20 protein-coding genes and 5 pseudogenes are annotated in these 22229 nt (G+C 67.9%); 14 read left to right on the top strand and 11 right to left on the bottom strand.

Going from position 1 to position 22229, the window contains the following annotated elements; translation table 11 throughout:
• Positions 1 to 1225 precede the first annotated feature (1225 nt).
• Both ACWC94_RS31815 and ACWC94_RS31810 read left to right on the top strand, forming a co-directional pair.
• On the top strand, positions 1226 to 1969 hold the full coding sequence (locus ACWC94_RS31815; protein ID WP_450800743.1) for a hypothetical protein: 744 nt from the start codon (positions 1226 to 1228) through the stop codon (positions 1967 to 1969).
• A gap of 1147 nt (positions 1970 to 3116) precedes the next feature.
• Positions 3117 to 3590, top strand: coding sequence for a hypothetical protein (locus ACWC94_RS31810; protein ID WP_450800742.1), 474 nt, complete (start codon positions 3117 to 3119; stop codon positions 3588 to 3590).
• Here the strand turns inward: ACWC94_RS31810 and ACWC94_RS31805 are convergent.
• Positions 3575 to 3844, bottom strand: coding sequence for a DUF3761 domain-containing protein (locus ACWC94_RS31805; protein WP_450800741.1), 270 nt, complete (start codon positions 3842 to 3844; stop codon positions 3575 to 3577). The two genes, ACWC94_RS31810 and ACWC94_RS31805, sit on opposite strands and share 16 nt — an antisense overlap.
• Before the next feature lie 698 nt (positions 3845 to 4542).
• On the opposite strand from ACWC94_RS31805, the gene ACWC94_RS31800 reads away from it, so the two are divergent.
• A complete protein-coding gene (locus ACWC94_RS31800) occupies positions 4543 to 5211 on the top strand; it encodes a transposase (protein ID WP_450800740.1) in 669 nt (222 codons plus the stop codon).
• An 83-nt stretch (positions 5212 to 5294) separates the two neighbouring features.
• Positions 5295 to 5588, top strand: a complete 294-nt coding sequence (locus tag ACWC94_RS31795; protein WP_450800739.1) for a hypothetical protein — start codon at positions 5295 to 5297, stop codon at positions 5586 to 5588.
• 241 nt (positions 5589 to 5829) lie between these two features.
• Here ACWC94_RS31795 and ACWC94_RS31790 read toward each other — a convergent pair whose 3' ends face one another.
• On the bottom strand, positions 5830 to 6180 hold the full coding sequence (locus ACWC94_RS31790) for a hypothetical protein (RefSeq protein ID WP_450800738.1): 351 nt from the start codon (positions 6178 to 6180) through the stop codon (positions 5830 to 5832).
• A gap of 462 nt (positions 6181 to 6642) precedes the next feature.
• Here ACWC94_RS31790 and ACWC94_RS31785 point away from each other — a divergent pair, with 462 nt between their 5' ends.
• From ACWC94_RS31785 to ACWC94_RS31770, 4 genes and pseudogenes are all read left to right on the top strand, one after another.
• Complete coding sequence (locus tag ACWC94_RS31785) at positions 6643 to 7155, top strand: RipA family octameric membrane protein (RefSeq protein ID WP_450800737.1); 513 nt, start codon at positions 6643 to 6645, stop codon at positions 7153 to 7155.
• Positions 7156 to 7254: 99 nt separating this feature from the next.
• Positions 7255 to 7657: pseudogene (locus ACWC94_RS31780) on the top strand (hypothetical protein).
• A gap of 251 nt (positions 7658 to 7908) precedes the next feature.
• Entirely contained in the window at positions 7909 to 9156 is a 1248-nt protein-coding gene (locus ACWC94_RS31775) for a hypothetical protein (protein WP_450800736.1), read from the top strand.
• 40 nt (positions 9157 to 9196) lie between these two features.
• A complete protein-coding gene (locus ACWC94_RS31770) occupies positions 9197 to 9664 on the top strand; it encodes a hypothetical protein (RefSeq protein ID WP_450800735.1) in 468 nt (155 codons plus the stop codon).
• Between the two features lie 207 nt (positions 9665 to 9871).
• Here ACWC94_RS31770 and ACWC94_RS31765 read toward each other — a convergent pair whose 3' ends face one another.
• Positions 9872 to 10774 carry a hypothetical protein gene (locus ACWC94_RS31765; RefSeq protein WP_450800734.1) on the bottom strand — a complete coding sequence of 301 codons (903 nt, stop codon included), beginning with the start codon at positions 10772 to 10774 and terminating at the stop codon, positions 9872 to 9874.
• Between the two features lie 244 nt (positions 10775 to 11018).
• Between ACWC94_RS31765 and ACWC94_RS31760 the strand changes: the two genes are divergently transcribed.
• Positions 11019 to 11831, top strand: a complete 813-nt coding sequence (locus ACWC94_RS31760) for a S1 family peptidase (protein WP_450800733.1) — start codon at positions 11019 to 11021, stop codon at positions 11829 to 11831.
• Between the two features lie 53 nt (positions 11832 to 11884).
• On the opposite strand, the gene ACWC94_RS31755 is transcribed toward ACWC94_RS31760, so the two are convergent.
• The 4 genes and pseudogenes from ACWC94_RS31755 to ACWC94_RS31740 all read right to left on the bottom strand — a co-directional run.
• Positions 11885 to 12850 carry an ISAs1 family transposase gene (locus ACWC94_RS31755; protein WP_450800732.1) on the bottom strand — a complete coding sequence of 322 codons (966 nt, stop codon included), beginning with the start codon at positions 12848 to 12850 and terminating at the stop codon, positions 11885 to 11887.
• A 496-nt stretch (positions 12851 to 13346) separates the two neighbouring features.
• The gene (locus ACWC94_RS31750) at positions 13347 to 13925 is read right to left on the bottom strand and encodes a transposase (RefSeq protein ID WP_450800731.1); all 579 of its coding nucleotides are present in this window, start codon (positions 13923 to 13925) and stop codon (positions 13347 to 13349) included.
• A 140-nt stretch (positions 13926 to 14065) separates the two neighbouring features.
• Positions 14066 to 15150 (bottom strand): annotated as a pseudogene (locus ACWC94_RS31745) (IS701 family transposase).
• A 48-nt stretch (positions 15151 to 15198) separates the two neighbouring features.
• Positions 15199 to 15574 (bottom strand): annotated as a pseudogene (locus ACWC94_RS31740) (transposase); the annotation flags it as partial.
• A 162-nt stretch (positions 15575 to 15736) separates the two neighbouring features.
• Between ACWC94_RS31740 and ACWC94_RS31735 the strand changes: the two are divergent.
• Complete coding sequence (locus ACWC94_RS31735; protein WP_450800730.1) at positions 15737 to 16300, top strand: hypothetical protein; 564 nt, start codon at positions 15737 to 15739, stop codon at positions 16298 to 16300.
• A gap of 229 nt (positions 16301 to 16529) precedes the next feature.
• On the opposite strand, the gene ACWC94_RS31730 is transcribed toward ACWC94_RS31735, so the two are convergent.
• Entirely contained in the window at positions 16530 to 16934 is a 405-nt protein-coding gene (locus tag ACWC94_RS31730) for a type II toxin-antitoxin system PemK/MazF family toxin (RefSeq protein ID WP_450800729.1), read from the bottom strand.
• 166 nt (positions 16935 to 17100) lie between these two features.
• Here ACWC94_RS31730 and ACWC94_RS31725 point away from each other — a divergent pair.
• A pseudogene (locus ACWC94_RS31725) lies at positions 17101 to 18363 on the top strand (IS701 family transposase).
• On the opposite strand, the pseudogene ACWC94_RS31720 reads toward ACWC94_RS31725, so the two are convergent.
• Positions 18303 to 18776: pseudogene (locus ACWC94_RS31720) on the bottom strand (IS5/IS1182 family transposase); the annotation flags it as partial. The pseudogenes ACWC94_RS31725 and ACWC94_RS31720 overlap by 61 nt on opposite strands.
• A gap of 346 nt (positions 18777 to 19122) precedes the next feature.
• Between ACWC94_RS31720 and ACWC94_RS31715 the strand changes: the two are divergent.
• Both ACWC94_RS31715 and ACWC94_RS31710 read left to right on the top strand, forming a co-directional pair.
• Positions 19123 to 19443, top strand: coding sequence for a PadR family transcriptional regulator (locus ACWC94_RS31715; RefSeq protein WP_450800728.1), 321 nt, complete (start codon positions 19123 to 19125; stop codon positions 19441 to 19443).
• Positions 19440 to 20276: a hypothetical protein gene (locus ACWC94_RS31710; protein WP_450800727.1), complete on the top strand. Its 837-nt coding sequence runs from the start codon at positions 19440 to 19442 to the stop codon at positions 20274 to 20276. The genes ACWC94_RS31715 and ACWC94_RS31710 overlap by 4 nt, the downstream gene beginning before the upstream one ends.
• A 484-nt stretch (positions 20277 to 20760) precedes the next feature.
• On the opposite strand, the gene ACWC94_RS31705 is transcribed toward ACWC94_RS31710, so the two are convergent.
• Together ACWC94_RS31705 and ACWC94_RS31700 are read right to left on the bottom strand one after the other, a co-directional pair.
• Complete coding sequence (locus ACWC94_RS31705) at positions 20761 to 20916, bottom strand: hypothetical protein (RefSeq protein WP_450800726.1); 156 nt, start codon at positions 20914 to 20916, stop codon at positions 20761 to 20763.
• Between the two features lie 66 nt (positions 20917 to 20982).
• Complete coding sequence (locus tag ACWC94_RS31700) at positions 20983 to 21543, bottom strand: TetR family transcriptional regulator (protein WP_450800724.1); 561 nt, start codon at positions 21541 to 21543, stop codon at positions 20983 to 20985.
• 145 nt (positions 21544 to 21688) lie between these two features.
• Here ACWC94_RS31700 and ACWC94_RS31695 point away from each other — a divergent pair.
• On the top strand, positions 21689 to 22229 hold a 541-nt coding region (locus ACWC94_RS31695; RefSeq protein WP_450800723.1), incomplete at its 3' end, for a patatin-like phospholipase family protein.

Here is a 22229-nt window from a genome sequence, read left to right as displayed (position 1 = left end):
TCCCGTCGCGCTGGCGTCGCCTGCGGCTCCGAGCATTGCCCTGCGCGTTGTGACCCTGATGCTCTACGCTGCATCACAGCGGCAGGACGCGCACGCCGCTCACTCTTGCGCACGGCTCCCACGCAGCCAGCGCGAACAGGGTCAAGGCTCTCAGGGCCCGCGCCACCACGGTACGGCCATGCCGGTGTCACGGTGGGAGGCGTGGGATCCTGCCAGAGATCGAGAGACCGTGCCCAAAAATGGGTCAAACGCCCGTAAGAAAGCGGCCCGTGCCCGCGCGAAGAGACTGGGGCTGTCTTACACAGCGGCGCTGCGTCTGAGCAATGCAGTGCAGGCCGCCGCAGTACCGAAGGCGTCTGACAGTGTCTTGGCGCCCAACACCATGGCTGACGACTCGGACGCGGTACGTGGAACACATGGGGGCCACCTCGTCGGACGCCGCCGGATCGACCCTGCTGCAGCCAAGGCCAAGATGATCGAGAAGGGCGTATGGCCCGTGTCGGACTGGCCCGGTGGAGCTCGTAAGTGGCTGTGCGTATGCATGACGTGCGGGTCCTGGGTCACACCGACCTACAACAATGTCATGCGTCCCGAACGAGGTGGCTGCACCCACTGCGCCCGGAAGGCGGCAGCCGCACGGCGCCGTCTGTCTGCTGCGGAGGCGGTGGACATGATGCGGGCCGCCGGGGTCGAACCGCTGGAGGACTACCCTGGCGTCGACTCGCCGTGGAAGTCCCGTTGTCTGAACCCCCAATGCCCGGGCGTGTGGGACGGCGCGCCTGCTGACATCCGCCCCCGTTTGTCGGACGTCCGAGCGAGCAAGCGGTCGGCCTGCAAGTTCTGCGCGCGACGCGCGGTGCGTCCTGAGCGTGCCGCCCAGCAAATGATCGACCGAGGAGTGCTGCCGGTTGAGGAGTACCCAGGGGCGTTGAATCCATGGAAGTGCCGATGCCTTACCTGCGGCGCCCTCGTCAAGCCCCGGTACGCGAACGTGGTGCTGAACGGTGAAGGTGGCTGCGCCTTCTGTGCCAACCGGGTGCGGGTGCCTGACGCGGTCGCCGTCGAAGAGATGCGTGCGGCGGGGGCGGAGCCCCTGGATCCTTACCCCGGCGTCAACGTCCGCTGGCGTTGTCGCTGCCTCAACCCGGACTGCCGAAAGGAGATCCACCCCCGACTCGGCACTGTCCGCAGGGGCAGCAGGCCATGCAAGTGGTGTGCCGGCACAGTGATCGACCCCCGCGCCGCCTTCGACTACATGGTCACTTTTGGCGGCGTTGAGCCGCTTGAGGCCTATCCCGGCGTCAGAAATCCCTGGAGCTGCTGCTGCCTGACCTGCAAGCGGACTGTGACGCCCACCCTCGGCAGCGTCAAAAGCGGACGCAGTGGGTGCCGCCACTGCGCGGTCGGCACCGTACTCACCGATACAGAGGCCCGGGAATACGCGTTCGCTCGCGGCTTCACTCCCGATCCCGAGATCCCCTACCGCACCTCTCGTACTCCGTGGCCAGGCCTCTGCAGGGTATGCGAGGCACCGTGCAGCCCAAGGCTGGACAATCTCCACCGCCAGGGCCCGTGCCGCAACTGCGCGGACTTCGGTTTCAACACCTTGGCGCCGACCGTGGTCTACCTCGTCGTCTACCCGAAGCTACACGTCGCGAAGGTGGGGGTCTGCAACATCGGTACACCACGGCTCCAGCAGCATCAGCGTGAAGGCTGGGAGGTTCACGCGACGGTCTACCTGCCCATGGGCTGGCAGGCCTTGCTCGTCGAGCAGGCAGTTCTCGTGGTCTGGCGCAAGGAACGGGGGTGGCCTCCCGCTCTTACCGCCGCCGACATGCCTCAGGCGGGGTACACGGAAACAGTCGCGCTCGCTCACGCGCCCGCAGAGATCCTGTGGCTGGACGTACTGCAGGCCCGTACCCGGGTACTACGTGGCGGCCAGTCGGAAGGGGACCAGCCGGCGGCCTGAGCCTGCGGGGCGCGGCCGAGGCCCTGCTGAGTCTGTCCGACGCCCCGCCGCGGTGGACCTGAGAGCCGCGCCACCAGCCCGCTCAACGCCGCGGACCTGCAATCGCACAGCAGTCCGACCAGATGGTGGCCCATCAGGTGGTGTGGGGATCAAGGCACCGGAATGTGCACGCCAGGAGCGGCAGCGTGGACCCGGTCGGGCACTCAACTGCCTTCCCCGGGTTTGTCGCCTGCCAGTCCCGACCACCGCCAGGCGGCCGACTACGACGCTCAGTTTGGCCAACTGTCCGGCTCGGCGGCCAAGTAAGCCGCTCGCGTCGCGCTGGTCGGACAGACCGCGCGTCCGAGATCGCAGCAAATTCGGTATGGACGCCACCGACCTCCCCAACGACCGGTGCACACGCAGGACCCCGGGAACGCCACCGGCGCCACGCCCCACCGCCGTGACACCACCGCACTGCGCCGCCGCCTGCTGCGCCAGTCCGGTACGTCTGTGGCGGCATCAGAACTGGAACACGGCCCACTCCGTGCCGGCGGCACGCACCGAGCTGCGACCGGTGGCCGGCACTGGAGCGTCCGACCGGCCTGGCGCGTCCCGACAGTCGCGCCGCCGTGATCTCCAAGGCCCGGGCCAGCATGCGCCGCAGGCTCAACAACATGGCCAACATGACGGGCCCCGTACCGCTGGCCGTACCGTCAGACCGCGTTGTCCGGCCGAGCCCCGGCCCCTCGCCGCCGGGCTTACGCGTACGACCATCAGGCTTGACAGACGTGCGCTGCAACAGGTGACAGCACTCCCGCCCCAAGCATGCCTATTCGCATACCGCTTCCTGTTGCCGGGCTGATCGGGTGTACGCGCTGCCCGCCCCTTTCGACGTAGCCCCGCCAACTCAAGCGCTCATCCGCCAAGCGAAGCGCCGAGTCACAGCTTCGCCCGGGGAGGTAGACGCGACGGCAGGCCGACGGAGGCCATCGCAGTGGGCCTTCCGGCCGTACCGGCCCAGTCCGAGTAGGAGCAGGTGCACCCTCCTGGCTGGGGTTCGCTCTACCTCATCGGCCCAGCCTGGTCTCCGAGCTCTTGGCGTTCCTCACCCTCGGACTCGTACAGAGCTGGGGCGGAAACCTGGCCACGCTGGATCCGGTACCTGGTGCTGGGGCGCCCGGGCCGGTACTCGGCGAAAGCGTCCTGGACCCTCGACGACGTCGGCGGACAGCCCTTGGCCGAAGGCGGCACCCATGTCACCGCAATCGAGCTGTCGTGGCCCGATGAGGGTCGCAGCTCCAGCACACGCGTCCTGCTCGAGGGCGACGAGGTGTTGACCGCTCCCGCCGCAATGCTCTTCCAGCATGCTGCCCAGCGAGGCTGGACGGCCGATACGTCGCAGCCCGAGTACCCGCTGATTCCAGGGGCGTCGCTGGGCTTCACCCGACAAACCTCACAGGAAGTGGAGCGGGACGCCGACGGACTGCCGAGGTACGTCACCTCGGTTCTGGTGGCTGACAAGGACTACTGCAACTACCGCTATCGGGACCGCCATCAGTGGCGGCGCCCGACTAGCGGGTGCCTCCTCCGGGCCAAGGGGGAGGCACCCGCCGTTGTGGCGGCCTACTTGAACCAGTAGCGGACGCCGTGGTGGTGGGAACAGGTGCCCTGGGAGTGCCGCGAGTACGAGACGGAAGCGTCCTGGCACTTCGCGGTCTCGTACTTGTCCCTGGGCTTTTGGCGGTGCGTCCAGCCGCACAGTCCGGTGGTGTGGTGGATGCAGCGGTGGGCGGTGTTGGTGGACGGCAGGGTCGCCGCTGATGCGGCCGGTGCGCTGAAGAAGACACCGGCGAGGGCGACGGCCAGGGCTGAGGCAGCAAGACGTGCGCGCAAAGGACCCCCCTTTGACGTGGAACAGTGCAGGCGGAGTTTATAGGATTTTGAACGACATGCCGCCCGACTTCGGGCACTCGGTCGGCGAGCTCGAGCGGGGCGGTCTTCGGCTGGCCGCCGGAGTGCCCGCCGGGGACAGGCCCTTCTCCCACTGGCCGCACGTTCTGGCGACTCTTGGGTGTTCCCGCCCGCTCGTCGAGACCTGATACCTACGGGCGGTTCACCGGCGGAGGGCGGCACGAGGTGCGGGGTGGGCGGGATGCGTCAGAGCAGGGCCTGGCTGGAGGCGCTGTGGGGGTGTGCGTGTTCTGGAGAAGGACGCCAAAGGGGATGTGCGGTCTCTGGCGAGCTGCTGCCACGCCGTCAGCAGGCGGTGGAACCACCGCGGCCCGGGATCGGCGCGGACTCCGCCCTGGCGGTCGGCGGCATCGCGTACGGGTGCTGACCGCGAGCGGCGGGAGGCTGAGCGCGAGTGGGCGATCCCGTTGCGCCAGGAAGGGCGGGGCACTTATTGCATGCGGGTGAGTCTGCGGAGGAAGACGATGGCCAGGACGCCTGCCACTCCGCGTTGAGGAGGTCGCCGGGCGCGGCGGGGGCGACCGCATGACGCAGGGCCGGAGAGGGCGGTGGTCGAGTCGGTGAGGCTGTGGCCGGCCGGGCCGACGACGGCGGAGGTGATGGTCAGGGTCCGTCGGGCGGTGACCAGTGCCTTGGAGACGGTGTGCCAGGAGCCGCTGCCACGCGAAAGGGTCCTCTTCGTCCGCGTCAACGTCCAACGCCGCGGCGAACGCAACACCGTCACCAGCTCGGCGCAGCGCGCCGAACAGTACCCCGCTACGTTCGGCTACCTCCTCATGGTCGCGCAGGACCGCTGCGCCTCGAGCAAGGCCTTCCGGAAACGGGGCATCATCGCCACCGACGTAAAAGGCCTGGTCATCTCCGTGCTCGTGGTCGCGGCAAGCGTGCACGACAACGCCATCGGCATCGCCTTGCTCGACAAGGTCACCGCGACCGCGCCGACGGTGGCCAAGGTGTGGGTGGACGCCGGGTTCAAGGAGGCCGTCGTGGAGCACGGCGCCCGCCTCGGTATCGATGTCGAGATCATCCAACGCAAGCCCGCAACATGCGGGTTCACTCCGCAGCCAAAGCGGTGGTTGGTCGAGCAGACACTCGGCACCCTCATGCTCCACCGACGCCTCGCGCGTGACTACGAGACCAGACCGGCCAGCTCCGTGGCCTGGATCCACTGGTCCATGACCGGCGTCATGCTCCGCCGCCTCACCCGCACCACCACCGCGACCTGGCGCGACCCGCCCGGCGGCCGGCACCCCCACAGAGCAGGAGCGCCGAAGCCCGGCAGCAGCTGATACGCGAGACCGTCGGGCAACTGCGTGAACAGATCGCACTCCTCACCGAACAGCTCACCGCCGCCGAACGCACCCTGGAACGCTTGGACATCACCCGCGCAACCATGCTGGAACTGGCTGCCGAGGACGGCATCGAGCCGTCCGAACCGCTGCCACCCGGCTACCGCGAGGTCCTCGCCGCCTTCGAACAGGCTGGGCAGGGACTCCGCGCCAGGGAGATCTGCGAAATCCTGGGCATCGGCACCGAACCGCGGCACACCGAGAGCGTCCGCGCCGAACTGAAACGCCTGGTCGACCGGGACATCCTCGCCGAGGCCGACCCCGGCCTGTTCACCCTGTCCCAGCCGATGCCCTCCTCGCCAACCGCCCCGGGCTGAGCACCGACACAGCCCTGTGTCCGCTCAGCACGAACCGGCGCAGAATGCTCACTCAGCAAGGTGATGTTGTGCGTGATCGCCTGTGGTGCCCCGGGCAGACATGTGTGAAGCCCATGGCAGGAACGGGTCTGTCGAGATCACGTTCCGTGCAACCAGGGCTTCACCTGCCGTCCACTACCATCCACACCGCTGTCCTCGATGTCCCCAAGGAGACCGCCGGGCAGCTCGCCGCCGCTGAGAGTCAGCAGACGGGCGACAGACAGCGGAACGTGTAGTGCACCTCGCTGCTGACAGGCACGAACCGCAGGTCCAGAGCGAACAGGCCCCCGGCCTGAGTGCCGCCGAAGGGATTCCCGCCGGGGTTCGGGAGGTGGAAGGGCATGTACGCGTATCCCTGGGCGCCGCTGCCCTCAACGGTGTAGGTGACGTAGCCGTCGATGTACTGGGGGCCGCAGTTGACGAGCCACGTCACATGCCCGCCGGGCGGAATCTGCTGGGGAGGATTGGGCTGGAAGCAGCCCGGATTGGCCTTGAAGCCCGCCAGGGTCAGCGTGCGCGTGGTCTGGTTGGTGAACCACGGCTGCAACACCACTGATTTGATCGACGGGGCGGGGGAGGCAGCGGAGGCTACGGGGGCCGACAGCCCCGTCCAGGCCAGTAACAAGGTCAGAGCGGAACAGAACAGTTTGAGTCTTCGCTTTGCAGGTTGCTGTCCGGCAGGGACGGCCCGCAAACAGCCGGTCAGAGACAATTACTCCGAACGAATGACGGCCCGGTCCTCGCCGACCTGTGCACCGAACCTGAGCGTCCACTAAGAGGTCATCCCATTTGGCTGCCTCGGTGGGCTGTGGGGCGCGGTGGGGATCGTTGAGCGGCTGGTGCCGTACAGACACCGGTCTGTAGACCGATACAGGTCCTCGGCGATGTGTAACCGTCGGGAACGGGTAGCTGGTCCCGCTCGACCAGCGGTACGTCATCTCGCTGGGGCAGCTCGACGCCAGGCGAATTGGCCGAATCCGCCTCGCCGGCCGGAGGCGTTCGCCATTCTGGTGACATGGGCGACATCGGGGACACGTTATGGAACACGGACATCAGTGCGGCCGACTACTCGGAGGCCAGTGTCCGCTACCGGCAGGCAGTACTCGAGCAGTACAAGATCTGTGTGGAGATGGCCGATCGGGTCAGCTCCCGGCGCAACCTGACCAACACTTTCTTCTTGTCTCCCAACAGTGCGGTCGTAGCAGTCGTCGCGGCGGTGTCGGGCAGCGCGGCAGCGGGCGTCTCCATCTGGCTGTCGGTCTCAGGGCTCGTGATCCTGCTCGCGCAGTGCGCGGCGTGGTACGTCATGGTCCGTTCATACCGGCAGCTCAACGGTGCCAAGTATGCGGTGATCGGGGCCTTCGAGGAACGGCTGCCGGCATTCGCCTACTCCCGTGCGGAGTGGGGAGCGCTCGGTGAGGGCCGCGACTGGCGCAAGTACCTGCCGCTGACTCATGTCGAGCAGTGGGTACCCGTCACCTTCGGCGTCGCGTACCTCCTCGGCTTCTGCGGCGTCGTGACCAGCTGACCGCGCACGCTCTGCCGCTCGGACATGCTTCCAGGGCGGCGCCTGGGCGATAGCAGCACCGCGAGCCGCGACGTGTCGTCGCGTGAAAGGACAAGGACCGTGACGACCCTCGCGGTGACCGGGCACACGGACCTCACCGGCCATACGGTGGGCCTGGTCCGCAGTTCTTTGAGTGAGTTGCTCCTGCACTATGCCGACGAAACCCTTGACGCCGTCTCTTGCCTTGCCGAAGGCGCAGACTCTCTCTTCGCCGAAGCCGCCCTTGCCGCCAACGCGCGCCTGGTCGCCGTCATTCCTTCAGAGAAGCCTTGGACGCGGCCCTTGCCGTTTTACTGGAGCGCGCCGACCGGCCGGCCGCGGTGTGGGACCGGACCGGCCCGAGCGGAAGGGTGGCGGTAGTGCCGACGCGGTCCTCGCCGCCCGCTCATGCAACCTTCCCGTGGACGTGGTGTGGCAGGAGGGCTCCGCCCGCAGGCGACAGCAGAGACACACATGTCATTGACCGGACCGAGAACTTGCACCTGCTTCGGCTGTACGACCGAAGCACTCGGCTTGCTGCTCGTCTGACGAGCGACGCTCTGAAGTGTGAGGCCGAAGTCCACGGCTTCGACGACGTGTCCGTGGTGCGCCGGCAGCGCCTGGGATTTATGTGCCAGACACGGGCGTGTGAGGACGACTACTTCTGGGCCCGACACCGTGCCGTTGTCGTCACAGGCACCGCGGCCCCGGAACGCAGGGGGGGGGGAATTGACCGTGAATCGATCCGGACGGCGCCGCCAAGACGCCTGGACCGCTTGGCTTGCCGGTGTCACCGCATACATCAACATAAGCTTTGCGGTGACGGGCCTCGGGCTCGCCTTGAACGGCGACTGGTCCGTGTTGCCGACAGTTCCCATTGCTGTCGCGGGCTTCCTGATAGCACTGTGGGCGGGTCGTAGGCGCATCGCCAAGGCCAGGCGGCGGTACCAGCAGGAGTTTTCCTCGTTCAAGGCATACCGTGCCCTGACGTACCTGCTCTATCTCCGCCCCTTTGCGGAGGACGACAGGCTTGCGGCGATCGACCCACTCGTGAGCGGCAGGGCGCGCCTGCCCTACGCGCGGATGCTGGGATTCGCCGACTCCACAGGCGCCGAGGACAGTTGGGAGGAGCAGATTGTCGGGCTCTTCCGCCCATGCGGTGAAGTCGTCGCCGTCGGCCGCCCCGGCGAGCCCTTCGCGTTGCCTGGAGCGAAACGCTTCTACCTGCGCGAGGATGACTGGAAGCGGACGGTCAGCGAGGGCATGCTGCGCGCTCGTCTCGTCCTGCTAGTGGCCGGCATCGGCGAGGAGACGAAGAGCGCCGACGGCACCCTGTGGGAATTCACTCAGGCAGTGCGGCTGCTGCCGCCCTCCCGGCTGCTCCTGCTGGTCTGCGGACTCCCCGAGGACTACCGGCGCTTCTGTGACGCAGCCGCAGTAGTGTTCGAAGAAAGGTCTGAGCGATTGCTCGGGGTGGGCCACCCGCCTGTGATTCTGCCGACGCTGCCTGACTATCCGGCCATGGGCGACGCGGACTGGCGGCATCCGCTGCGGGGTGTCGTGCAATTCGACGACACCTGGACAGGGGAATTCGTCGCCTTCGACCCTGCGGCTGAGGCGGGCGGTGTACGAAGGAGGAACCGTGCCATGGTCCGCCGTCAGATCGAACCGTTCATCTCGAGCCTGGAATCGCGATTGCCCGGCGAAGTAGCGAGCGCGGGCACCTTCCGATACGCGAATGTGGCAGGGGTGTTGCTGACCCAGGTGCTGATGCTCTTCATGGCGATCCGGTTCATGGGCCACACCCATACCCCGTTCCTGATGAGGGGTGTGTCCATTCCCTTTTTGGCGTTGATTTCCCTAGGCGAAGTACGCACCGCGATATCCACCGAGCGCGACAGGGTCCGTAAGGACGTCAGAATTCTCCCGCCGCCTCCGCCGCTGACCGCACGGTCCGCCAGGAGCGGTCACCACACGGACTAAGACAGCGTCCCTCTTGGCGTCTCCTCAGGGAGGTACGACGTTGCTCCACGCCCCCGGTACCGTCCTTGCTGCCGAGACGATGGATTCCTTGCCGTGGGCGGCCAACGGGGCCGTCGCGGCCATCTACCGCTCGGTCACGATCGCCGTGATTATATGGGGCGTTTCGGTCTTCCGTCGCACTCACAAGGTGCCGATATCGCTGCTCACTTGGCTTGTCTGCCTGGCGGCCCCGGCGCCGTTCTATCTGTTGCCGCTGCTCGGCGAACCGGTAATCGGCCGGAGCGGCGTCGGCTACGGGACGCTGATGTCGTTCACGCTGACGCACTGGCTGATGTACCGCACCTCACGGCGGGACGTTCGCAGGGAGCAGTGGCGGCGGGACGCCGAGGCCAGGGTGGCGTCGTTCAGTGGATCTGTCCTTTTGATGCTGATTCAGATAGACCGCAGGGATGGGCAGTTTGGAGACCGGTGTGGAACGAGGGCAAGCGCGACTTCCGGATGGCCATGAGGTGTCGAGTCTCTGATCGCCATGACGTGACCGTGTCTGCCCGTTCAACTTCGCCCGGCCCAGCCGGCCTAGGCCAGCGCGCTGCTGCCCGCCTACCGAGCCCGAGGAACATCCATGTCTGCTGGACTGTCTCGCAGCGGTGCCCGATCCGCGCCGGGCCAAGGGCCGCCGCCATCCCTTGCGTTGAACCCGGGGACGAGGGAGCGGTCAGCTGGGCTCCGGAACGTCCCAGGTCCAGCGGATGCCGAAGCGGGCCGGTCCGGTGTCCAGGGCGAGCGCGTGAACGCAGCCTGTGCTGTCAGGGATGAGCCGGCGGATGGTGCCGGGCTGTCCGTCGGCGGGCTCGGTGAACTCCTCGCAGATGGCGGGCAGGGCGGCGGGGTGGAAGGCCGCTTCCAGGAGGTACTCGCGGGTGGTCATCCGCAGCGTGCGGCCGCAGCTGCCCCAGGAGCCGACCGGCCGGGGCTCCCGGTGCACCATCTCGTACTCCATGATCAAGGTCTCCCCGCGGCGCAGCGGATGACTGAACAGCAGCTCGGCGGCGAGCACCCCGGACTCTTCGTCCACCACGGTTTTCCCAAGCCGGCAGTTGCGCAGCCCGCGCGGTCGGGGCAGTCCGCAGCCCGGTTCGTCCTCGTAGAAGAGGGTCACCCAGCGGTCCGGGCCGTCCCGGTCGGCGCGCATCACCTGCCTGTTCCACACCCGCAGCTGGCTATGGTCCGCACCGTACTCATAGCGGTCGTGTTGGCTGATGCGGATCAGGTGCGGGTCGCCGCTGGCGTTCAGCCCGGCGAGCAGCGCGGCGACTCCTTCCGCCCCCGGCTTGAGCGCGCCGATCGGCAGCATCCGAGACTCCCGGCTGCCCCTGCCACGCGCGCGGGGTCGCCCCAGCAGCCCGCTCAGGGCCCCGGTTGGCAGCCGCAGTACCTCCTCCAGGTTGCCCAACGCCGCGAGTGAGCGGGGTCGTTCGGGTTGGGTGCGGCCCAACTGCCAGGAACTGAGCGTGGCCACGCTGATGGGGGTGCCGCGCAGTGCCAGTCGGTACCGGATGCGTTCCAGGCCCAGGCCGCTCGACCGGACCGCGGCCCTTAGCGCATCCGCGAAGGTCACCGAGCCATCGCTGGATGCCGGCAGGGAAGTTGGCGCCACGTTCCAAACCTGTCGCCGTCGGCGCCGACCTGTCAAGGGCACCGTTCGGCGTGCTGCGGCATCCCCTGATTCCGGTCTGCTGCGGCATCTCCTGAACCAGGAAAGCCCGCGCTTCCGTGCGCCCAAACGGTCCTTCTACGCTCAGAGTCGAGAACGCGGCGGCCGCCGTTCCGCAACCTCCCTTCTCCTGCCTGGAGGCAAAGGAATGAAACGCACCTCCCTTTGGCGCCGGTGGCGGTGGGCGGCACCGGCCGCGGCCGCCCTGGCCTTGACCATTGCCCTCATCACACCCGCTGGCGCGGCCCCCGCTCCCCCCACCTCCTCCGTCATCGGTGGCTCTGACGCCGACATCCGGGACTTCCCGTGGATGGTGGCGGTCTCCTACGCGCCGTCCATCGGGGACCAGTACTCGGGCATGTTCTGCGGCGGAACCCTGGTCGCCCCACGCAAGGTGGTCACGGCCGCGCACTGCGCCAAGGGCTTCAAACCAGGGGAACTGAAGGCCGTCATCGGCCGTGGCGACCTGGCCGACCACGCCAGCGGCCGGGTGCTCGACGTCAGCGCCGTGTGGATCCACCCCGGGTACTACGACGTGTGGAACGGCAATGATGTCGCCGTGCTGACCCTCACCGAGGACGCCGGTGCTCCCGTCCTCCCGGTCGGCACATCCGACGACGACCTGTACCGGGCGGGCACCCCGGGCACCCTACTCGGCTGGGGGCTCACCGGCGACCACGCCCCGCGCATCACCCACCTCCAGCGGGGCAGGGTGGCGGTGAGCGAGGACCATCTGTGTGATGTGGAGTATCCCGATTTCGATCCGGAGACCATGGTCTGTGCCGGTTCGCCGACCACCCGGCAGTGCAAGGGCGACAGTGGCGGCCCCCTGGTGATCAACGGCAGGCTGGCCGGCATCGTCTCCTTCGGCCGGGAACCGTGCACCCCGGTGGAACTGCCCGGCGTCCTGGTGCGCGTGGCCAAGTACGCCGACGACATCCGGCGCCAGATCGACAACTGACGCAACGGCGCCGCCCCCAGGGCGGCGCCGTTCAGGGGATCGGTCCGGTTTGATCACGTGATGCCGAGGGTGGCCAGTGGTCGGGTGGTGTCTCGGCCGTGCTTGCGCAGGCCGGCGGCGATGTTGTCGCAGCCGGTGAGGCGCAGGGCACCGATGGCCAGGTTGCGCAGTGCCGCCATGGCTCGGGGCGCGGTTTCGGTCCGCACGCGCGAGGCGTCCTCGGCGAAGGTGGTGTCGCGCACGTGGTGGATCTTGTTCTCGATGCCCCAGTGTTCGCGCACGCGGTGCGCGATCTCGGGAGCGTCGGCTTGCTGCGCTGTCAGGTCGGTGACCGCGTAAACGCGTTCCAGAGTGACCTTGCCTGCGGTGACGGTCCGGCGGCGGCGCACGATCTGCACGGCTTGGGTGGCGTAGGGGAAGGCGAGGCCACGGGCGACGGTGGCGGTCTTGACGCGGCGGATCTCGTCGCGGCCGTGTGCGGTGGCGCGCGTCTTGTCCAGTAGCGGGACGTCCCGCCAGGGCAGCTTCTTCAGGTGCTGGTACAGGTGCGGTTGGTTCCCCTTGACCACGGCGATGTAATGGGCCTTCTTGTCTTCCACCAGGAAGCGCGCGTGTGCGGTTTGGGAGTGCAAGGCGTCGAAGGTGACCACGGTGTCTACCAGGTCGAGCCCGGCGAGCAGCGGCCGGAAGACGGTGATTTCGTTGGTCTTGCCGTCCACCTCGCGCTGGGCGGTGACCAGGCCGGTTCCGGTCATAGCGGCGAGGAGGTGGACATGGGTACCGTCGGCGCGGCGGGCGCCGCGCACGGTCTTGCCGTCCACGGCCAGTGAGCGGCGGGGCCGCGCGGCAGCATCCTGGTCGGGTGGCGGGCGGTCGGGGTCGCGGGCGGCGAGCCAAGCGCCGATCGCGCTGTCGAGGGCGTCGCCGTCGACGCGCTGCAGGACTCGGCGCACGGTAGCCTCGGCTGGCGCGGTAGGACCGGTGGGTTCGCGACTCGGGCCGCCGAGGGCGGTGAGCACGGGGGTCGGCGCGTCGGCCGCCCACTCGGAGATCGCGGTCAGGGATCTCGCGCCGGCAGCACCGCGCATGCGGCGAGCGCGAGGACGAAGGCGAGGGGATGGCGGCGGCCCTTGGCCCGGCGCGGATAGGCACGGTCGCGAGGCAGACGAGCAGGCGCGGGTGTTCCCCGTGCACGGCATGCCGGGCAGATACGAGTTGGCCCAGGCCGATGGGGATAGGGGTGGGCGATGATGGGCGGGCAGACACGGTCTTCCATCGTGGTGATCAGGGACTCGACACCTCATGAACACCACCCTGGAGGCCCTGCCTGCCCTGCGTTCGCCGGATCGCCTACTAAGAAGCCATACCAGCCGCCTGAATCAGCATCAAGCCGGACAGATCGCCTGAACGACGCTGCCCTGACGCCGAGGCACACCTGCTCGCCATGCGGGCCATCAATTTCACCGAAGCTTTGCGCACCGGCCGGCACCTCGGCCCGCGCCCGCGGTTCGCGGTCTACCTGCGCCCTTTCGACTCCACGGACCGCCTCATGAGCCAGCCCGCTTCGACGCGCCTCGACAGTTCCGGCTTCCCGTGCATCAGGATCTGGAGACCCTGTTGTACGCGGCACTGCCGGACGACCTGCCGTTGATGGGGGCTGGCCGAGAGGGTGATGTGCTGATCGGTGCCGGGAGGGTCGTTCTGGCCGACGACGATTGGCAGCAGCCGGTCATCAGGCTGGTCGAGACCGCCTCGCTGATCGTTCTCGTCCCGGCCGCGAATCCCGGAACACTGTGGGAGATGAAATGGCTCCTCGACCACGGGGCACTGAGCCGCGTCGGCCTGGGCTTGGACCTGCTGCAAGGCTTGGGTGAACACCCCATCGAGCGCGTAGCGGCGGAAGCGGGTGTACACCGTCTTCCACGGCCCGTAGCGCTCCGGCAGGTCACGCCAGGAGATCCCGGTACGGAGCTTGTAGACCATCCCGTTGACGACCTGCCGGTCCTCTACGCGTGGCCGCCCCGTCGCGGACCGGGGTATCAGCGGAGCGAGTAACTCCCACTCCTGGTCGGTGAGTTCATGACGACGTACCACGACACCATGATCTACCACCCTGATGATCTTTGAAGACGGACCCTAGTACTCCAGTCAGAAATCGTGTCCTGGGCTGGCTCTTCTTCGGTAGTGGCAGCGTTGGGCGATGGCTTGGTGGTGTCTGCGCCAGTGGGACCAGTTCAGTGTGTGGAGTCGTCGGTCCTGGTGGGGTCTGGGGTGGGGCAGGAGAGTGTCCAGTAGGCGCCGGATCTCTGCCACGGTGAGGGGGATGAGGCTGGTGGTGTCGTTTCTGCCGCCCCCTTTGCGGTGTCCTGGGCCTGGGCTGCGAGGACAGCGAGGAAGGCGTGGGCGGGCATGGCCAGGGTGATGTGGCCATACCAGGCCACGTAGCGTCGGACTTCGCATTCGTCCAGGCCGCACTGGTTCTTCGCGGCCTGGAAGCACTCCTCGATGGCCCAGCGTGAGCCGGCAACGCGAGCCAGTTCGGGTCTCGACGCCGGCAGGTGCGTAGGCGAGGCAGTAGGCGAGCTCGCTGGGGTCGGACAGGCTGCGGCGGGCCATCACCCAGCGGTGATGGGTGGGTGGGTCCGGGGCGAGGATGATGTTGGCGGGCAGTTTGGCCGCGGCCCAGTCGTAGATGCGCGGGCCCTTGGCCCCGTCACCGCAGGACAGCCGCTGCCAGGCGTCGTCGGGTGCCTCCCCAATGAGCTGGTCGATGCGCCAGATGCCGGCCAGGGACTTGATCTGCTGGGACTTCGGCACCGCCACGACATAGCCGACGTCGAGCTGCTCGAGCAGGCGGCGGAAGGACCAGTCCTGTCCGCGGTCGACCAGGGCCCGTCCGCGGACGGTGGCGTAGGCCGCGAACACACCGATCTGGCAGTTGTCGATCTTTCCGGACGTGCCGGTGTACTGCCTCGACACCCCAGCCGACGTGGTGCCCTTCTTGATGAACCCGGTGTCATCGATGATCAGCACTCCGCCCGGACCCAGTCGTTCGCCGACGTACTGCCTCAGGTCGTCTCGAACGGCATCGGCGTCCCCAGCAGGCGCCGTTCAGCGGATGCTGCAGTCCAGCAGGGTCGCGATGTCCTGCGTACTCGGCCAGCTGCCAGTCGTTCTTCCGACCCACCGGCGCCAGCAGGCCACGGACGTAGTCCCGCATCCGCCACCGCAGGTCCGCCCGCCCGAACCGGCACGCAACCAGCGCCGAGACCGACTCCAACTCCTCGGCCCAGCCCTCGACTTCAGTAGTCCCCTCCATGACCGTACAACGAGAAGAACCAGCTCAGGACACGTTTTCTGACTGGAGCATTAGGTGGTACTTGCTGTCCGGGCGACCCCGGTCCACGGGGACGGATCGGTGGCCGGCCCGCCCTTCATCGCGTGGACGTGACTGGAGTCGACCGCTGCGCGGGAGAAGTCCAGCAGGCCTGCGGCCCGCGGCTCGGAGAGCAGCAGCTCGTGCAGGTGCTGCCAGACCCCGGCCTCGTTCCGGTCCCGCAGCCGTCGCTGGCAGGTCATCCCCGAGCCGAAGCCCAGCTCCTGGGACAGAAACTCCCACGGATCCCGGTGCACAGCACGAACAGGATCCCGCACAGCACCTTGCGACCGTCCAGACGCTTACGACCTGGAGGCCGCGGATTACTCGGGACGACCGGCGGCAGCGGATCGACGCGCGCCCACAATCCGTCGTCGGTCTCCCGCGGTCTGGCAGCGGCCTTCCGCGTCTCGACTGGCTCGCACGCCCTTCGGCCAGTATCAACGAGAACTGACACCCAGTCATTCCCGGAGGTCCTGAAACCTCCTTTCGTTGGGGTCGTTAAACGCGCCGAAGGTATGAATTTGTTGTGTCGATCCCGACTACGGACGCAGATCTGGTGAAAACTGAGCTACCTCCCTATAAGGGGAAAGAAGAAGGAGCGTCCGAAGTGAAGTTTGCCTCTCGTCTTGCTGTGCTGCTGGCAGCGACGGCATCACTGACCGTCGCGGGAACTGTCAGCGCCAACGCACAAGATGGACCCCTGCCGCCCATCAGCATCCTTTCGCCCCTCCTCTGCATCAACAGGCAAGACGCGCAAGTGAAGGGCGACAACAACCAGGTGAACCAGATCGCGGCCTGCAATCAGACCGCGACCACCACACCTCCACCTTCCAACGCGGGAGGGTTGACAGGGTTCGAAAGGGCCGTTGCGGCCAGCGGGGTGATGGAGTCTGGAGCCACGGTTACTATCACCGCGCAGTGTCCTCCTGGGAAGACGGCAACCGGCGGAGGGTACAGGCAGAGCGGCGGCGTCAATATCCATGATTCTTTTCCCACGGAGGATGGTACGGGCTGGACCGTCCAAGGCGTCGCCACCCGAGACAATGAAAGCTTTTCCGCTTGGGCGGCCTGCTACAACGCCGCCAGCTGAAACCAGCCATGCTCTGTAACGAGTGCGGGGTGGTCATGCGCCGGGCTGCCATCGTCCAACACCAAGCCCGCGATGCAGCCGGGGTAATCGACGGCTGAACAGCCCGTTGCTAGTACTCCAGCCGTAGATCGTGATCTCGGTGGTGAGGGGCGCCGAGGCAGCAGGTAGCCAGTGTCGATCATCTCGCCCGAGATCGCCCACGCCGTCCGGGGATCGGTTTCTTCTCCGTCTACCCGAGTTCACCGAGACGGAGGGCATCCCTTGTCTCGCTGAGCTTCGCGGTCGTGGCCGGGGTCCGCTCCTGCGCTTGTTCAGCGAGTCGGAGGGCGTCGTCAATCTCGCTGAGCTTCACAGGGGACAGGACGGCCGCCCGCTCTATCAGGTCGTCCCGGGACACAGTGGTCAGCCACGTGCACGGGGTGAAGCCCGGACGCGGGAACGCGAGCCGCAGCACGCCTTCGAACGGCAGTCCCTCACCTGCGCCGACCGTCACTTCGATGCCCAGACCGCTGATGTCGACGCCCGCCGGAGCGACGACCTGCATCACCCGGATCCCGGACGTGTCGTCTCCCGACAGCAGTACGACCAACCTCCGCTCGTCGAACTGGACCCACCAGACTTCGCCACGTTGCACAAGTCCTCCAGACACATGACGGCAGACAGACGCTGCGCGGCCCTGACGCGCTGTGGAGACGGGTGCGGCCACCGTTGATCATCGGTGTGTGAAGACTGAAGATCATGCGGTGGCCGCAGGTCACAGCGTAGACCCTGCCCGCTGGCAGGAGGCGTTCGAGGACCCGATGGCCCAGATCGCGGGCCGGTTCGCACGGGTTGAACCCGACGTCGGGTCGGGCGGTTGATGCTCGGGCTGCTGTCGGACCTGCCGCGCAAAAACTGCTGGACCATCGCAGAGTGGGCCGGAGAGAGCACCCCGGACGGCATGCAGCACCTGCTCGGGCGGGCCACGTGGGACGCCGACCGGGTCCGCGACGACGTGCGGGCCTACGTGGTGGAGCATCTGCGGGACGACCAGGCGGTTCTAGTGGTCGACGAGACCGGCGACGTGAAGAAGGGCACCGACACCGTCGGTGTCCAGCGCCAGTACACCGGCACCGCGGGCAGGATCGAGAACGCGCAGGTCGCCGTCTATCTCGTCTACGCCGGCCGCCGCGGACACGCCGCGGTAGACCGGGAACTGTACGTTCCGCGTTCCTGGACCTCGGACCCCGACCGCTGCCGGGCCGCCCGACTCGGTGACAAGACCGAATTCGCGACCGAACCGCAGCTTGCCACCCCGCATGGTCACCCGATTCCTGGACGCTGGCCACCGGGCCGCCTGGGTCGCGGGAGACGAGGTCTACGGCGGCAACCCGACGCTACGCGCCGCGCTGGAAGAACGCGGCACCGGCTACGTCCTCGGGGTGGCCTGCTCGCACGAAGTCACCACAGGCGCCGGGAAGTTCCGCGCGGACACGCTGGCCAGGAAGGTACCCAAGAGGGCCTGGCAGAAGCTGTCCGCAGGGAGCGGAGCCAAGGGCCACCGCTTCTACGACGGGGCCGTCATCGACCTCACCGACCTCCGGCCCGGGAGCCGGCAGTTGCTGATCCGCCGCAACCGCAGTTCCGGCGAACTCGCGTACTACCGCTGCTCCTCGCCGGCCGCCGCAGTGCCGCTAACCACCCTGGTACGCGTCGCTGGATCAAGGTGGCGGCTCGAGGAGTTTTTCCAGTCCGGCAAGGGCCTGGCGGCCTTGGACGAGCACCAGGTCCGCCGCTACCCGTCCTGGTCCCGCTGGGTCACCCCGGCCATGCTCGCGCACGCCTTCCTCGCCGTCGTCCGCGCGAACGAACAGGACCGCGATCCCGCACCAGACGCCCTCATACCGCTCACCTGCAACGAGATCCAACGGCTGTTCATCACGCTTGTCATCCGGCCCGCCTTTGACCCGGTCCACCGGCTCGGCTGGTCCGACTGGCGACGCCGCCACCAGGCCCGATCCGCCGGGAGTTCGGCCTGGCCTGGTTCGCGGCGGTACGGCATCACCAGGCCAGTTCCGTGGTAGTCGCTGTCAGCGATCACCGTGGTGGTACCGACGACAGCCTTCGCTCCGGAGACTTCCGTGCCGTGCAGTCGTTGCGGTTTCCACGAACAGGTCGGCCAACTGCGACGACCAGCCGTGTATCGGCGTTGATGACGAGCAAGGTGTCCTTGCGGAGCCGTCGGCGCGGCCGCAGTGCGAACAGCGGTGCGAGACGGTTGACGATCCGGGCGTCCGCGGGCTTCGAGACTCCGGGCACGGCTGCGAGCTGGCGCCGCGTCAAGTACATGCGGCGGTACGCCGCGAACGGCAGAACGCGTTCCTCCAGGGGAAGGCTTCACGGCCGGCCTCGAAGGACCGCATCCGCTCCCTCGCGGCGCAGGGCGGTCACCAGTTCGCCGAAGCGGCTCGGGCCCCAACCTGGTGAACGGGCCTATCCAGGACGACCGCGAACACTGTGATCACACCAGCCACGCATTGACGATTTCCCTGCGGCTTGGGCCGCTTGGCGCCGCACAGCTGGTGCAGATGCTTCGCGTCGGTCACGGATGCCCTCGACCCCCGTCTCTCTCCCGCTGCCGCGGGCCGCTGCGCCACCGGCCTGCGTGATGTACGCCGTCATGCACTTGGAGCCCTTCACGTCGGTGCCGGGTACGAACCTCAGCACGTGTGGGCGGGGCGCCGTGACGGGCATCGTGTGCCGGTCCTGTCGACTGCGGCCACTGCAACGTACTACGTAGTATCGTATTACGTAGTAGTCGGGAGGAACGAAGGAGGTGCCTGATGCCGCGTCAACGGGACCGCGTCGGATGGGCCGAACCCGCGCTGCTGATCCTGGCCAGCCTGGCCGACGGACCAAAGCACGGCTACGCGATCATCAAGGACGTCGAGGAACAGACATCCATCAGGCTGGGACCGGGCACGCTCTATGCCGCCATCGTGCGGCTGGAAGAACGGGGCCTGGTCGCGCCGCTGGACGAGGACGAGCGTCGGCGGCCCTACCGGCTCACCGCGGAAGGCCAGACCGTGCTCGACGACAAACTCCGGGCGATGGCCCGCTTCGCACGCACCGGGTTGACCCGGCTGGGGGTGGCAAACGCGTGATCGACATGGCGGCCCGCTTGGCCTTGCGGGCATACCCTCCCTCGTTCCGGGAGCGCTACGGTTGCGAGCTTGAAGCACTGGTCGAGGACACCGGCGCAGGCCCAGGCGTCGTCGCAGACCTCCTTATCGGCGCGCTGCGGGCATGGCTTCGCCCGGTGATGCCCGATGAGTCCGCCGAACGGCGCCGCCGCCGCATGCAGGCAAGCGTCGCCAGCACCTGGGTCACCTGGTGCGCGGCACTGTATGCCCTGCCGACGCTGCGCTTCATCCTGTCCGAGGAGCCCTGGCCGACTCCGGATTTGGTACGTCGACTGCTCAACGTCGCGCAGTACGCCATGTACGGCGCTGGCCTGATCCTGCTGGTCGGCGCCCTCGCACTCCTTGCGGAATCCTCCAGAACCGGCAGCTGGTCCGCATGGCGCCCGCTGGTGGCTCTTGTCCCGACGCTGCCCACGTGGCTGATCGCGCCGTTCCTCCTGGCATTCGCCTCCATCGACCCGGTCTCCTATTGGGTTGGGGCCTTGGGGGTTCTTGGGCCGGCAGCGTTCCTCATCACCGCGGCGGTGACGCCGGCTGTCGTCGTCACCCGGTGTCGACCATCTGCGAAGGTGTTGCGGCTGCTTGCCCTGTCCGGGGTTGCGGTGGCGTTCGCCGTGACGACGACAGGCATCGCCTGCGTCGCGACGTTCACCATGAATACCGCTGACGCGGCCCAGTTGGTCATGATGCTCATCACCGTGGCCGCTTCTACAGTAGCCCTGATCAGCTCCGGTCGCGGAGCCAAGGCCGCGCTCCACAGGGAGCAGCCGGTGGATGGCGTTGGTGACGTGTGAGTGACGCGGGGGGCTCCCACTCCAGGCGGGGGCCCGCCGGCTGCAGCTGCTCGTCCACATGACGGAAGCTAGGAAGGCCTCCGAGTCAGCGTCGCGTGGTCGCCGAGCAGGGCCTCCATGTGCGGCGGGAGCCGCCGGCGACGTACGCCTTGAGGTCATAGCGGCTGTAGGTGCCGCCCCTGACGAGCTTCGTGTTCGGGGGCGGCGTCGGGGCCGGATTGCGCTTCGCGCGGACGGTCTGGTCTCCGCCGCGACGCGAGCAACCGCTTCGTCGACGCAAATCTCGGCAGCGACGACCCACTTGTGCGGGTGCTTGTTGACGGCGGCGGAGCGGGACGAGGACTCGTCGGTCATGTGCAGGTCTGTCCCATGACGGTTCGGTCCCGCTCCAAGGCCGTGGCCATTCTGCGAGACGTGACAGCGATCGAATCCGTTACGTCAACTCCCGGGTGCGGCCACGAGCGACGGCCGCATCCGGGAAGCATCAGGTCGCGAGATCCGCGGGCAGTTCGGCCTGCATGACGCCCGCTTCGATGCAGGCGGTCTCACCTGTGGCGAGGCCCTGCCGGCCGACCAGGACGCGTGTCCGGGCGGTCGGCCGTACCTGGTCGAGGAGCTGGAGCGTCGGCAGTACGCGCACCGTGGCACACGGGTCGCGGCACACCTCCGGGGTGGTGCCACCCTGACAAAACCTTGCCAGGACCGCTCACTGGTGCAGGAGTTCAGCGAAGCGGTCCAGCGCACGATCGGTGCGGTGGCGGTCGCCGGTAGCTGTGAGATCGAACAGCAGACCCCGGACAACGGCCATGACCAACGTGGGCGTGACGGTGTCGTCAGGACTGGTGGAGACGTCGCGGAAGGTGGCGCCGAGCGTGTCGAACCAGTCCGTGATCGCCTCACCCTGGTCGGGGTAGATCTCGGGGTGCACCAGTCCGTCGGCGTGCACCTCGAAGAACAGCCGGACGAACGGCGCACGTTCGTCTGCGCTGATCCACGCCCAGATGCCACGCAGCCGCTCTTGCACAGAGCCCTTCTTTGGCGGAAGGTGCTCGGCCAGGCGCACAGCACCTCGGCGACGGGCCTCGGCGAGGACCGCCGCAACCAACTCCTGTTTGCTGCCGAAGTCGTAGAGCAGCATCCGTGGGCTGGTGTCGAGGGCTGCGGCCAATGGCCGCAGGCTCAGCCCGGCCAAGCCGTGCGCCAGCACATAGTCGGTCGCCTGCGCCAGCGTGCGCTCGCGACGGGCGGGATCAGCGGGTCGCCCCACGGTGGATCTCCTCTCGGCGACTCGGAGTTGGAACAGCATTAGCGAGTATATGGTACGACTGTTTCAATAACGAGGGGAGATCACCTTGCACACCTTCGACCGAGCACTCGTCCTGGGTCCTGGGGGTCACGTCGGCACCGCCTGGATGGCAGGGCTGGCCTACGGATTGCGCCGCGATGGTGTGGAACTGGGCGACGCCGACCTGATCGTCGGGACGTCGGCCGGCGCGATCGTCGCAGCGCTGCTCGCCACCGGCCAGGACCCGGGGCGGCTCGCGACGTCGGCCCGCCAGTCAGCTCACCGGCTCAAGGTGGACCCCAGGCGGATGGGCGAGGTGTTCGCCGTACTCGGCGACCGCAGCCTGGAACCCGGCGAGGCCAGGCGTCGCGTCGGCCGGCTCGCGCTCGACAGCACTGACCTCCAGGCCGAGGAGGCGCTGATCGCGGGGCGCGCCGCCTTGATCGGTGCGGACGCGTGGCCGGAGCGGCGACTGCTGATCACCGCCGTGGACGCAACCACCGGTGAGCCCGTGGTGTGGGACCGCGACAGCGGCGTGCCGTTGGTGCACGCGGTGGCAGCGAGTAGCGCCTTCCCCGGGGCCGCGCCGCCGGTTGCCATCGACGGCCGACGGTACATCGACGGTGCGCTGCGTGCGGGCTCCAACGCCGATCTCGCCGTTGGAGCCC

The sequence above is a fragment of the Streptomyces sp. NPDC001135 genome (genome assembly GCF_053598395.1).
This window is presented reverse-complemented; position numbering and strand designations above follow the sequence as displayed.

What these genes read in the sequence shown, in the direction of transcription:
- ACWC94_RS31715 (WP_450800728.1), top strand. Translation starts at nt 19,123, where the DNA reads ATGCCGCGTCAACGGGACCGCGTCGGATGGGCCGAACCCGCGCTGCTG.
- ACWC94_RS31760 (WP_450800733.1), top strand. Translation starts at nt 11,019, where the DNA reads ATGAAACGCACCTCCCTTTGGCGCCGGTGGCGGTGGGCGGCACCGGCC.
- ACWC94_RS31785 (WP_450800737.1), top strand. Translation starts at nt 6,643, where the DNA reads ATGGGCGACATCGGGGACACGTTATGGAACACGGACATCAGTGCGGCC.